Source organism: Xanthomonas sp. NCPPB 3200, from assembly GCF_056393585.1.
In genome coordinates this window covers 1,024,977-1,037,251 of record NZ_CM150785.1, presented here as the reverse complement: position 1 = coordinate 1,037,251, position 12,275 = coordinate 1,024,977, and the positions used below count along the sequence as shown (strand labels likewise).

Sequence of the window (12,275 nt, the reverse complement as noted above, 5' to 3'; positions counted from 1 at the left end):
CACGCCGGCCACTTTCCCTGGCCGGGTGCGCACCATTGATTGAGTCGAAATCCGTCCCGCCATGGGATCCCAACAACGCCGACCAGCCACTCCGGACCGCCAAAACGGTATCCTTGGGATCCAAAGTGCCACCAAGCGCTCTCATCTGCAAGGTTTTTATACCGGTTTTGCGAGTTTTCCCCGTCGAAGGAACGTGCGCTGCGGTACGGCGCGAGAGAATGGAGCCAATGGCGAACAACCACCGATTGCAAGCGGTCCAGCAGCTACGCGAACTGATCCTGTGCGGCACCTTCGCCCCCGGTGAGCGCATCACCGAAGCCGCGCTGGCCGAACGACTGGCCATCTCGCGCACCCCCATCCGTCAGGCCCTGCCAGCGCTGTGCCAGGAAGGCCTGCTGGTGCAGGCCGGCAACCGCGGCTATGCGGTGCGACGTTTCAGCCAGCAGGAAAGCCTGGACGCCCTGGCGGTGCGCGCCCTGATGGAAGGCATGGCCGCACGCGCCGTCGCCGAACAGGGCGCCTCGGCTGCGTTGCTGGCCACGCTGCATGCCTGTCTGGGCGAAGGCGACCGGATCCTGGCCTCGCGCAGCCTGGATGCCGACGACGAGCAGGCCTATGGCGCGATGAATGCCCGCTTCCACCGTGCCATCGTGGTGGCAGCCAACAAGCCGATCCTGACCGAGACCGTGGACCGGTGCACCGTGGTGCCCTTCGTCAGCCCGGTCAATGTGGTGTTCGGCCAACGCTCGCCCACCCTGGCCTACGACGATCTGTACTACGGACATCGGCAGCACGGCGCCATCGTCTCGGCCATCGAACAACGCGATGGCGCGCGTGCCGAGCTTTTGTTCCGCGAGCATGCCAATACCCAGCGCCACAGCATGGGCATCTGACGCGCGCACGGGTTTGGCGCGGACAGCGTGCACTGGCGAGGCCTGGTCTGGCGCAGCAGCCTGCACAGCTCAGAACTCGAACGCAGGACTACCCGGGCTTGCGCTGCATGCAGCGTTGCCTGCATCCGTCTGCGCCGCAGCATGCACGCAGACCCGCCGGCGCGCATGCTGCGGATATGTGCGTGCTTCCACGTCAAAGGGAATGCACGAACATCAGGTTGACGCTGGTGCCGGCCACCGAGTTCTTCACCTCTACCGGCAGATAGACATTGAAATTCAGCAGGTTGTTGGCATCCAGCCGCCAGGACAGCCCCGGCCCGAGATAGAACTGCATGCGTTTGCTGTCGGGCACACGCTGCCCGTTGGTGCGGTTGTCCTTCAGCTGCTGCAGGTAATACCCGTTGATGCCCAGGCGCAGTTGCTCGCTGACCTTGACCGAGCTGGCCAGGTTGGCCCACAGCACATCGCCGGCCTGACCATTGCGAAAACGGAATCCCGGGATCGGCGGTACGCCGCCGGCGCGATCGGTGCGGAAATTGTAGAGATAGTTCAGCCGCATGCTGATCTCCCAGTTGTCGCTGGGCTGCACGGTGAACGCCCAATGCGGCGCCACCGACCAGAATCCGGTGCTCTGGTTGATCGCGACATCGCGATCGAACTTGCCCACCGGAGCGAACGCATCGATTGCGAAGCGCTGGAAGAACAGGACTCGTCCGTTGCGCATCACCGAGTCGATCTGCAGCGCCGGGCCGAAGGAAATGTCGCCCATCCCGAACCCGTTGCCGCGCAACTGCACGGGGCTGTCTGCGGCGAAGGACATGTCGTAATTGACCAGCGGCACGATCGCATTGAGGCTCAGCGACGCGCGCTTCCACCGATAGGGCGTGACGTAGATCAGCTGGGTCAGCAGGACGCTGACACCGACCTTGGGATCGCGGAAGGCGGCCGAATCGTCGCCGCGCGCGTCCTTGATCGCGTCGAAGTCGTAGTGGCGCAGATACTCGATCACCGTCCAGCCCGGCGTCGAGGAGCCGAAGCCATCGAGAAAACTCGTCCCGCCCAGGTTGATGCCCTGCGGCGGTGCAGCGGTTTCCGGCACCGCTTGTGCGGATGCCGCAACGGGCACGCCGGCGCCCAGCAGTGTCAGCAAGGTCAGGACACGGCGCCGGTACGACGGCAACCGTGGCGGTGCAACGGCACAACGGGCAGATGAGCTCACGCGTTCCACTAGGCGATTCTCCAATGCGATGGATGGATGACTGCGGCGCGACGTGGGGGAGGAAAGCGGTGCTGCGGTACGCGGCGGCGGCGAACGCGCCGTCTGTGCGTCGTTGAATGGGTTAGAGGCAGCGATCAGTCAGCGCCGATGCGCATCAGCAAGGCGCCAAGCCGCTGCTTGAACAACCAGCGCCCCTGCTCCAGTACCAGCACGTCGTCGAAACTGCCGAGCAACGCAGGCGATTGAGCCGTCCAGGGCGGCGCCGTCGAGGTGTCTGCAGCGGTGTACAGCAGGACCTTGCTGTGCGCATGCGCCAGGGTCGGCGACTGGATGCTGACCAGGGTGTTGAGCATCAGGTGACAGGTCGTCCGCGGCGGGCGGGCGCGGAACGATTGCAGAATCGCCTCGCGCCCGTGCACCGGCAGCTCCGGCGCACTGGGGCGGGCGAACACGCCGTCGGCAGTGAACAATGCGGCGAGCCCGTCGTGATCGTGTCGATCATTGAGCAGTGCGAATTGGCGAATCGCCTGCTCGCAGGCAATGATGATCGATGCATCGTTGGGCATGCAGCCTCCTCGGGGTGTTGCTGAAAAAACCGACACGCCTGGTCAGCGACGGCAGCGCACGCGCCGCCGGCCGGACCGGGCCGCCATCACGCGTCCTGCAGCCAGTCGCGCATTGCTGCACTGACGGCCGCGGGTGCTTCCAGCGGCGCCATATGCCCGCTGTTTTCGAAGACCACCAGCCGTGCGTGCGGGATCTGCCGCGCCATCTGCTGGTGCTGGGCCAAGGGGCTCCAGACGTCCTGCCGACCCACGCCCAGCAAGGTCGGGCAGCGGATCTGCGCCAGCACCGGCGCGGCATCGGGGCGCTCCAGCAGGGCTTCGATCTGGCCGGCGTAGGTCTGCACGCTATGCCGCTGCACCATCGCCATCAGTGGGTTCATCAGCCCGGCATCGGCGTGCCGGTCCGGATGCAGCATCGGCGGCAGCCATTGCCGTGCCAGCGCCTGCATGCCTTGCGTCTGCGCAAGCCGCACCAGCGCCGCGCGCTGCTCACGCTCGCCGTCGCGGCGTGGCGCAATACCGGTGTCCAGCAAGGCCAGGCGCTGCACGCGTTGCGGCGCCTGGCGCACGATTTCCAGCGCCACCCGCCCGCCCATCGAATGGCCCGCCACCGCGAACTGCGGCGGAGCGACGGCCAATACGTGTGCTGCCATCTGCACGATGCTGTCGAAGCCAGCGAAGTCCAGCACCTGCACCTCGGCCAGATCGCTCAGCGCCGCGCGTTGCGGCTGCCAGATGCTGGCGTCGCAGAGCAGGCCGCAGAGCAGCAGCAGGCCGGGCTTGGACGAACGGGTGGTGGAAGATGACATGGCTCGACTGTAGCCACGCCGGCTGCGCCCGTCGTATGGAACATGCTGCCCGCGCTATAAGCGTATCGACATACCAACACATGACCGACGCCATGCGCGTCGGCCGTCAGGCGATCACGCGCTGCCGGAAGCGCGCTTCCACAGAATATCGACCAGCGGCGGCAACGTGCCGGCCAGCCCGAGCACCGACCCGCGCAACAGGGTCAGATGCATGTCGTCGTTGGAAAACACCGTGTTGATCGCATCGAAGCCATAGGCGGCCACGGTGTTCTCGCTACGCCGGGTGCGCGCCCAGCGCTGCAGCCGATGCGGGGCGGCCCAGTCCGCACGCCTTGCCAGCGCATTGCGCACCTCATCGCGCAACGCAACGACATCGCGCAGGCCCAGATTGACGCCCTGCCCGGCCAGCGGATGCACCACGTGCGCGGCGTCGCCCAAGGTCAGCACGCGGCCGCTGACGTATTGCTCCACGAGTTGCCGTTGCAGCGGAAACGCCGTGCGCGCGGAGACCACACGCACCTGCCCCAGCCGCGCCGCGAAGGCCTGGGTCAGCTCGCGCGAGAAGTCGGCATCGTCCAGCGCCAGCACGCGCGCGGCCTCGGCATCCGGCAAGGTCCATACGATCGAACTGCGGCCATCGGCGAACGGCAGGAATGCCAGCGGGCCGGTGGTCAGGAAACGCTGCCAGGCAGTGGCCTGATGCGGCTGTTCGGTCTCCACGAAGGCGACCACGCCGCGCTGCGCGTAGGCATGCCGCGACACCGGCAGACCGGCGAGCTCGCGCAAGGTGGATGCGGCGCCGTCGGCAGCGATGGCGAGCGCCGCTTCCAGGCGGCTGCCATCGTCCAGGCGCAGCCGCACGCTGTGTGCGTCCTGCTCCAGCTCGACCACGCGTGCCGGGCAATGCACCTCGATGCCGGCCGCGTGCACGGCGGCCCACAGGCGATCGACCAGCACCGCGTGTTCGATGATCCAGCCGAGTTGTTCGCGGCCCAGGGTGTCGGCATCGAAGCTCAGCTCGCCACCACCGGCCGCATCCCAGACCCGCATGCGCCGGTACGGCTGCACGCGGGCAGCGCGCACCAAGGCCCAGACGCCCAGGCTGTCGAGCAATGCGGCATTGTCGGCGGCAAAGGCATAGACGCGCAGATCGGGCTGGTCGGCCCGCCAACGCGCGGGCTCGCTGCCTTCGACCAGGGCCACGCTCAGGCCGGCATCGGCCAGCGCCAGCGCGCAGGCGGCACCGACCACGCCACCGCCAACGATCAAGGCATCACGATTACCACGACGGCTCATGCGACGCCCCTGCACAACTGCGGCACATCGCCCCGGAAACCCATCGCCCCGCCGACCAGCATCGACTGCAGCGGCGCCGCCTGCGAGGTGGCGAGCAGGCCGAGGCTGCGCAACGGCCGCAGCAACGGCGCCGGATTCCCCGTAAGCCGCGCCAGCCCGCTGGAGAACCCGATGGTCTGCTCGCGGTCCACGCGTCGGCGTGCCAGGTAACCGGCCAGCAATGCGCCGGCCCCGGCATCGCTGCGATCGTGCTCGATCAATTCGGCCAGCGTCAGTGCATCGCGCAAGCCGAGGTTGAAGCCTTGCGCGCCGATCGGATGCAGCGTCTGCGCGGCGTTGCCGAGCAGCACCACGCGCTCGGCGACCAACTCGTTGGCCAGCACCTGCACCAGCGGGTACGCGCTGCGCTCGCCGCTGGCGACAAAGCGCCCGGCGCGCCATCCAGCCGCCCGCTGCAACCTGGCCAGCCATCCGGTCTCGTCGAGCGCGGCCACCGCCTCGGCCTCGGCGCGCGCCACGCAGTGGATCGCGCCGTAGTGGCGATCGCCGCGCGGCAACAGCGCAGTCGGCCCGTGCTCGCCGAAGCGCTCCCAGGCGGTGCCATCCGGTGGGCGGGAGGCGCGCACCCGCGCCACGAACAAGGTCTGCAGGAAGTCGTGCGCATCGCTGCCGATATGCAGCAGCTCGCGCACTGCGCTATGGGTGCCGTCGGCGCCGACCACCAGCCGGGCCTGCACGCGCTGCTCGCCATCGGCGGTGGCAATCCGCAGCGCGCGCAGACCGTCCTGCACCGGCTCGACCCCGATGCAGCGTGCCGGGCGATAGCGGCGCAACCGGGTCAGCTCGTCCAGACGTGCCGCCAATGCCTCGCCGAAATCGCGCGCCACCACCACCTGGCCGAAGCTGTCGCGGCCGTAATCGGCCGCATCCAGCTGCACACGGCCGAAGTCGCCGGCCCGGCTGACGTGGATGCGCCGGATCGGCCCGGGGGCGCTGCGCAGCTTGGCCATCACCCCCAGCACGCTCAGCGCATTGACGGTGGCGGCGGCAAAACTCAGGTTGCGCTGGTCGAACACCGCTGGCGGCGTGCCGGCCGGGGTGGCTTCCACCAGCCCGACATCCAGGCCGATGCGGTCCAGCGCAATCGCCAGGCTGGAGCCGACCAGGCCGCCGCCGACGATCAGAACGTCATGTGGATGTGTCATTGCCACATGATAAGCCTTCGCCCATGACCCGTTGCCGCGAGCGGGTGGGACAGCTTGCCGCGCCCGGCTGCTCGCGCAGGGAGCGCTGCCGGCCCTGGCCGGTGCAGGACGCATCCGGGCACCCACCAATTTGCGTTCGTCGTGTCCAGCAACGGGGGCGGCCAGGCGGGCCACCGCAAGGCCGCCAATGGCGCGGGCGTGCCGGGTTCCACGCTACACTCGCCCGCCTGTGATCCGGCCACCTCCGCGCATGACTCCTCGCTCGCACGACACCCTGGTTTTGAGTCTGCTTGCCGTCCTGATGGCGGCCACGCGGATCAATCACTTCGCGCCGATCCCCGACGCGTCCTGGGCGGTGTTCTTCATCGGCGGCTTCCATCTGACCGCGCGCACCAGGCTGGCGTTCCCGCTGCTGATGCTGCTGGCAGTGGCGGTGGATTGGCTGGTGATCACCAGCCAGGGCCTGAGCTTCTGGCGGCACTACTGCGTGTCGCCGGCGTACTGGTGCCTGATCCCGGCGTATTTCGCGCTGTGGGCCGGGGGCATGTGGCTGCGTCGGCAGTACCACGGCGCGCAGTGGAGCGCGCTGACCCGGCTGGTGCCGGCGCTGTTGCTCTCGGTGGCGCTGTGCCAGTTGATCGCCCAGGGCAGCTTCTACTGGATCAGTGCCAGCGTGGCCGAGCCGACCGTGACCGGCTGGTTCAAGAACTACACCGACTGGCTTGGGCCGTATCTGCGCAGCGCCGCGCTATATGTCGCCGCTGCCGCGGCGATCCAGGTGGCCGCCGAGCGCCTGACCAGCGCGCCCGGCCAGACCCAGGCCGGCTGAGATGGGCAATCGGCTGTCACGGATCTACACGCGCACCGGCGACGACGGCAGCACCGGGCTGGGCGACGGCAGCCGTACCGGCAAGGATGCGCTGCGGGTCAACGCCTACGGCACCGTGGACGAGGCCAACTCGGCCATCGGCGTGCTGCTGGCTGCCCCCGGCGTGCCGGAACCGATCGCCGGGCTGCTGACCACCATCCAGCACCAGTTGTTCGATCTGGGCGGCGAGCTGTGCATCCCCGGCCATGCCGCCATCGATAGCGCCGATATCGATGCGCTGGAGCGCCAGCTGGACCTTTTCAACGACATGCTGCCCCCACTGAAGGAGTTCATCCTGCCGGCCGGGGGCGAGGCCGCTGCGCGCTGCCACCTGGCCCGCACCATCGTGCGTCGGGCCGAGCGCGAGACCGTTGCGCTATCGCGCCAGGAGAGCGTGCGCAGCGAGGCGATCGGCTACCTGAACCGGCTGTCCGACCTGCTGTTCGTGCTGGCGCGCGTGCTGGCGCGCGCCGATGGCCAGCAGGAAGTGCTGTGGCGGCACGACCGCCGGCGCGGCTGACCTGCACATGGCACGGCGGACAGGCTAGATTTGCCCCATGTTGGTCTTTACCCATCCCGCCTGCCTCGGGCACGACGCCGGCCCCGAGCATCCCGAGAGCCCCGCCCGCCTGGAAGCGGTGGTGGAGGCACTGCGCGACGCGTTCCCGGACCTTGACTGGCGCGAGGCGCCGCTGGCCAAGCTCGGCGACCTGTGCCGGGTGCACGAGCGCGAACAGGTCGACGCGGTACTGGAAACCGCCTTCGAAGGCCACCACCGGCTCGACGTGGACACCGTGATGTCGCCCGGCTCGCGCGCGGCGGCGTTGCGCGCGGCCGGGGCCGGCATCGCCGCGGTGGACGCGGTGATGCAGGACGCCACCCGCACCGCCTTCTGCGCCGTGCGCCCACCCGGGCACCATGCCACCGCGCAGGTGTCGATGGGCTTTTGCCTGTTCAACAATATTGCCGTGGCCGCCGCGCACGCGCGCGACCGGCATGGGCTGGAACGGATCAGCATCGTGGATTTCGACGTCCACCACGGCAACGGCACGCAGGCGATCTTCGAACGCGACCCGAGCGTGCAGTATCTCAGCACCCACCAGTCCGGGCTCTATCCGCACTCGGGCAGCGTTTACGAGCGCGGCATCGGCAACATCCACAACCTGCTGCTGCAACCAGGCAGCGACGGGCTGCGCTTCCGCAACGTGTGGGAAGACGAGATGCTGCCGCTGGTGGATGCCTTCCGCCCGCAGCTGATCCTGATCTCGGCCGGCTTCGATGCGCATCTGCGCGATCCGCTGGCCGATCTGATGCTCGATGCCGACGACTTCGCCTGGCTGACCAGCGCGCTGCGCACCCTGGCCGAGCGGCATGCCCGTGGCCGGGTGGTGTCCATGCTGGAAGGCGGCTACGACCTGCAGGCCTTGCGCGAAAGCAGCGTGGCGCACGTGGCCGCGCTGCGTTGAACCCTACCGGCGCCTTGCTCGCGCCCCCCATCGCGATGAACCTCGCCCTCCCGACCAGGGAGCTCTTCATTGCCCCTATGCGGGGTATACGGCAAGCTAGTCGCCATTTTATTGGTTGAATCACGCGTGCGCCGAGTTCTCCGCCTGCTGCCCCTGCCTTTGAGCATCGCCATCTGCCTCCCGGCCATGGGTGCCGACAAGCCGCTGAACTGGGGACTGTGCCCGGCCGTGGATCCGCTGCCAGGCTTCGACGGCGCGCCCGCCGCAGACGCCAAGGCCGCCGAAATGCGCCAGCAGTTGCCGACCGACATCGAAGGCGACCAGCTGTCCGGCACCAGCACCACCCCGCAGTACCAGGGCAATGTAGCGCTCAAGCGCGGCGACCAGTTCCTGGGCGCCGACAACCTGCGCATGGACACCGAGACCGGCAACTACATCGCCGAAGGCCATGTCCGCTACCAGGACACCTCCTTCCGCATGGTCGCCGACCGTGCCGAGGGCAATCAGGACACCGACGCCCACAAGGTCACCAACATCCAGTACCAGCTGGTGGACCGGCGCGGTAACGGCGCGGCCGAGTCGGTGGACCTGCAGGGCCAGGTCGGGCAGATGCACCGCTCGACCTATACCACCTGCGATCCCTCGCAGCCGATCTGGCGCGTGCGCGCGCCGGAGATCGACGTCGACAACGAAGAAGGCTTCGGCACCGCCCGCAACGCCGTGCTGCAGATCGGCAAGGTGCCGGTGCTGTACTTCCCCTGGTTCAAGTTCCCGATCGACGACCGTCGCCAGACCGGTCTGCTGTTCCCACAGTTCGGCCTGTCCGGACGCAATGGCTTCGACTACCTGCAGCCGATCTACCTGAACCTGGCGCCGAACTACGACGCGACCCTGCTGCCACGCTACATGAGCAAGCGCGGTTTCATGTTCGGCACCGAGTTCCGCTACCTGTACGAAGGCGGTCGCGGCGAAATCACCGGCAACTACCTGCCCAACGACAAGTTGCGCGACAAGGACCGCGGCAGCGTCTTCTATAGCGGCTACCACAACATCAATGATCACTGGCAGGCGCGCAGCAGTATCTCCTGGGTCAGCGACACCCGCTATGTGGAAGATTTCACCAGCCGCATCAATGGGATGGGCTCGGCCTCCAGCCTGCAGAGCACTGTAGGCGTCTACGGGACGGGCGAGACCTGGACCGCCGGCCTAATGGCCGACCGTTGGCAGCTGACCGACTACACGCTGGACGAGCAGGCGCTGCCCTACAACCGCCAGCCTCGCGCCTATTTCACCTGGGATAAGCCGTTCGGCATCTTCGAGGCCGGCGTGTATGCCGAGGCAGTGCGGTTCACCCATGACGATTCGTATCGAGTGGACTTCATTCCGAATAGCAACAACAACAATAACAACGGCGACGAATACGTCCGCACCAACATCCGCAACAAGGAATACGGCAGCGGTTCGCGCTTTGACATCAAGCCCTATATCTCGATGCCGCTGTCCGGCGCAGCCTGGTTCTTCACTCCGACCGTGGCTTGGCGCTACACCGCGTATCAGCTGGATTCGACGCTGGCCAACACCGCGCCGCTGACCGGCGACCGTTCTCCGTCGCGCAGCCTGCCGATCGCATCGGTGGACGCCGGTCTGTATTTCGACCGCGAGACCTCGGTGTTCGGCACCAACTATCTCAATACGCTGGAACCGCGCATGTACTACCTGTACGTGCCCTACCGCGACCAGGACGATCTGCCGGTCTTCGATACCCGCCCGTTCACCTTCAGCTACGGACAGTTGTTCCGCGACAGCCGCTATACCGGCGCCGACCGTCAGAACGATGCCAACCAGTTGACCCTGGCAGTGACCTCGCGCTGGCTGCGCCAGGACGACGGCCGCGAGAAGCTGTCATTGAGTGCCGGCCAGATCCTGTACTTCAACGATTCGCTGGTCACCATCAACAACAGCACCAATGCCGCTGCCGGTAGCGAGCAGACCATCGAGCAGGGCAAGTCCGCCTGGGTGGCTGATGCCAACTATATGATCAACGACCGCTGGTCGATGGGCGCCACTTATCAGTGGAACCCGAACTCGCGCAAGGAAGATCTGGCCAGCCTGCGTACGCGCTACCTGCTCAACAACGACGGCATCATCAATTTGGCTTACCGGTACCGCCGCGATCTGATCAGTAACAACGATCAGCTCAAGCAGGCCGACTTCTCCTTCTTGTACCCGATCAACCCCAGCTGGAGTGCGGTCGGCCGTTATTACTACTCGCTGCTGGACCGCAAGCCACTGGAAATCATCGGTGGCGTGCAGTGGGACAGCTGCTGCCTGGCGGTGCGCGCGCTGGTGCGCCGGTTCGTGCGCAACCGCAATGGCGAGATGGACAACTCCATCCAGGTGGAGTTCGTGCTGAAGGGCCTGAGCTCGTTCGGGCAGAACACGGACCGCACTTTGCGCCGTGCTATTCTCGGCTATTACCGCGACGACCTGTACCTGGTCCCGCCCAGCAATACCACGACTAATCCGGACGATTACGATCCGAACTTGATTCCATGACCAAGCCTTTCTCTGTTGTTCTTGCCTCGCTGCTGGTACTCACCAGCACGCTCTCGCCGTTGGCCTCGGCACAGCAATCCCAGCCGCTGGATCGCATTGCCGCCATCGTCGATGAAGACGTGGTGCTGCAGAGCGAGCTCGATCGCGCCGTACGCAACGTCAAGTCGCAGTACGCCGGCCGGGAAAACCAGCTGCCGCCGGACGATGTCCTGCAGCGCCAGGTGCTGGAGCGTCTGGTTCTGGTCAAATTGCAGGTCGGGCGCGCCGATGGCAGCGGTATCCGCGTCAGCGACGAGGAACTCAACCGGGCAATCGCCAGTATCGCCCAGCAGAACGGCACCACTGTCGATGGCCTGCGCCAGAAACTGGCGGCCGACGGCATGGGCTATGGCGATTTCCGTGCTTCGGTGCGCGACGAAATCATCGTGCAGCGCCTGCGTCAGAGCTTTGCGCAGAGCCGCATCAGCGTGAGCGAAGGTGAAGTGGACACTGCGCTGGCGCAGCAGGCCACCACCGGTAGCCAATATCACCTGGCGCACATCCTGGTCGGCCTGCCGGAAGGCGCGACGGCCGACCAGATCGCCACCGGCCAGAAAAAGGTCGATGGCGTGAAGGCATTGATCGACAAGGGCGAGCTGGATTTCTCGGCGGCCGCAGTGCGGTACTCCGACAGCCCGAACGCGCTGGAAGGCGGCGACCTGGGCTGGCGCAGCCTGGACGAGATCCCCAACGCATTCGCCCAGCTGATCCGCGACATGCAGCCCGGTCAGGTCGCCGGTCCGTTGCGCGGCCCGAGCGGTTTCCAGTTGCTCAAGTTGGTGGAAATGCGCGACGCCAATGCCGGCGGCGAAAAGAAGCTGGTCACCGAATACAACGCACGCCACATCCTGGTGCGCATCAACGACAGCCAGACCGAGGCGCAGGCCAAGGCCAAGATCGACACGCTGCGTGCCCGCATCACCGGCGGCGCCGACTTCCAGGCTACCGCGAAGGAATCCTCCGAAGACACCAACAGCCGTGGCCAGGGTGGCGATCTGGGCTGGTTCCCGGCCGATGCGTTCGGCCCGGACTTCGGCAAGCAGGTCGAAGGCTTGGCCGATGGCGCGGTGTCCGAACCGTTCCGCACCCAGGCGGGCTGGCACATCGTGCAGCGCGTGGGCAGCCGTCAGACCGACGTCAGTGCCGAAAGCCAGCGTGCGCAGATCCGTGAAACGATCGGCCGCCGCAAGCTGGAAGAAGAGTACAACCGCTATCTGCAGGAGCTGCGTGGCGAAGCGTATGTGAGCTTCCGCACCGGCGATCGCGCCGATGGCGATGCCACTGCCGCTCCAGCCAAGCCGGCCGACCCTGCGGCGCCTGCCGCACCGACGCCGCCGCCGGCGCAGCCGACGCGCTGA

Annotated in this window: 11 protein-coding genes; 6 read left to right on the top strand and 5 right to left on the bottom strand. The window is 67.0% G+C overall.

Translation table 11 applies throughout. The features are described from left to right. Positions 1–218 precede the first annotated feature (218 nt). Positions 219–893: a GntR family transcriptional regulator gene (locus AC06DU_RS04350; protein ID WP_024938271.1), complete on the top strand. Its 675-nt coding sequence runs from the start codon at positions 219–221 to the stop codon at positions 891–893. Positions 894–1,086: 193 nt separating this feature from the next. On the opposite strand, the gene AC06DU_RS04345 is transcribed toward AC06DU_RS04350, so the two are convergent. From AC06DU_RS04345 to ubiH, 5 genes are all read right to left on the bottom strand, one after another. Further along, the gene (locus AC06DU_RS04345; RefSeq protein ID WP_478203673.1) at positions 1,087–2,121 is read right to left on the bottom strand and encodes a SphA family protein; all 1,035 of its coding nucleotides are present in this window, start codon (positions 2,119–2,121) and stop codon (positions 1,087–1,089) included. Between the two features lie 125 nt (positions 2,122–2,246). Continuing rightward, positions 2,247–2,678: a nuclear transport factor 2 family protein gene (locus AC06DU_RS04340; RefSeq protein WP_104577232.1), complete on the bottom strand. Its 432-nt coding sequence runs from the start codon at positions 2,676–2,678 to the stop codon at positions 2,247–2,249. A gap of 86 nt (positions 2,679–2,764) precedes the next feature. Continuing rightward, a complete protein-coding gene (locus AC06DU_RS04335) occupies positions 2,765–3,487 on the bottom strand; it encodes an alpha/beta fold hydrolase (protein WP_054591364.1) in 723 nt (240 codons plus the stop codon). 114 nt (positions 3,488–3,601) lie between these two features. Further along, positions 3,602–4,783, bottom strand: a complete 1,182-nt coding sequence (locus tag AC06DU_RS04330; protein WP_126967003.1) for a UbiH/UbiF family hydroxylase — start codon at positions 4,781–4,783, stop codon at positions 3,602–3,604. Beyond that, entirely contained in the window at positions 4,780–5,988 is a 1,209-nt protein-coding gene (gene ubiH, locus AC06DU_RS04325) for a 2-octaprenyl-6-methoxyphenyl hydroxylase (protein WP_102581908.1), read from the bottom strand. The genes AC06DU_RS04330 and ubiH overlap by 4 nt, the downstream gene beginning before the upstream one ends. A gap of 250 nt (positions 5,989–6,238) precedes the next feature. Here ubiH and AC06DU_RS04320 point away from each other — a divergent pair, with 250 nt between their 5' ends. From AC06DU_RS04320 to AC06DU_RS04300, 5 genes are all read left to right on the top strand, one after another. Next, positions 6,239–6,817 (top strand): hypothetical protein, encoded by a 579-nt coding sequence (locus AC06DU_RS04320; RefSeq protein WP_478203671.1) that lies wholly within the window; start codon positions 6,239–6,241, stop codon positions 6,815–6,817. A 1-nt stretch (position 6,818) separates the two neighbouring features. Beyond that, positions 6,819–7,376, top strand: coding sequence for a cob(I)yrinic acid a,c-diamide adenosyltransferase (locus tag AC06DU_RS04315; protein ID WP_478203669.1), 558 nt, complete (start codon positions 6,819–6,821; stop codon positions 7,374–7,376). Between the two features lie 37 nt (positions 7,377–7,413). Further along, a complete protein-coding gene (locus AC06DU_RS04310; protein ID WP_478203667.1) occupies positions 7,414–8,322 on the top strand; it encodes a histone deacetylase family protein in 909 nt (302 codons plus the stop codon). A 126-nt stretch (positions 8,323–8,448) separates the two neighbouring features. Further along, positions 8,449–10,878: an LPS-assembly protein LptD gene (gene lptD, locus AC06DU_RS04305; protein WP_478203666.1), complete on the top strand. Its 2,430-nt coding sequence runs from the start codon at positions 8,449–8,451 to the stop codon at positions 10,876–10,878. Continuing rightward, on the top strand, positions 10,875–12,275 hold the full coding sequence (locus AC06DU_RS04300; RefSeq protein ID WP_047124651.1) for a peptidylprolyl isomerase: 1,401 nt from the start codon (positions 10,875–10,877) through the stop codon (positions 12,273–12,275). Before lptD ends, AC06DU_RS04300 begins: the two co-directional genes overlap by 4 nt.

Coding starts and splice junctions, on each gene's coding strand:
- AC06DU_RS04315 (WP_478203669.1), top strand. CDS start 6,819: ATGGGCAATCGGCTGTCACGGATCTACACGCGCACCGGCGACGACGGC.
- ubiH (WP_102581908.1), bottom strand. CDS start 5,988: ATGACACATCCACATGACGTTCTGATCGTCGGCGGCGGCCTGGTCGGC.
- AC06DU_RS04340 (WP_104577232.1), bottom strand. CDS start 2,678: ATGCCCAACGATGCATCGATCATCATTGCCTGCGAGCAGGCGATTCGC.
- AC06DU_RS04350 (WP_024938271.1), top strand. CDS start 219: ATGGAGCCAATGGCGAACAACCACCGATTGCAAGCGGTCCAGCAGCTA.
- AC06DU_RS04300 (WP_047124651.1), top strand. CDS start 10,875: ATGACCAAGCCTTTCTCTGTTGTTCTTGCCTCGCTGCTGGTACTCACC.
- AC06DU_RS04335 (WP_054591364.1), bottom strand. CDS start 3,487: ATGTCATCTTCCACCACCCGTTCGTCCAAGCCCGGCCTGCTGCTGCTC.
- AC06DU_RS04320 (WP_478203671.1), top strand. CDS start 6,239: ATGACTCCTCGCTCGCACGACACCCTGGTTTTGAGTCTGCTTGCCGTC.
- AC06DU_RS04330 (WP_126967003.1), bottom strand. CDS start 4,783: ATGAGCCGTCGTGGTAATCGTGATGCCTTGATCGTTGGCGGTGGCGTG.
- AC06DU_RS04310 (WP_478203667.1), top strand. CDS start 7,414: ATGTTGGTCTTTACCCATCCCGCCTGCCTCGGGCACGACGCCGGCCCC.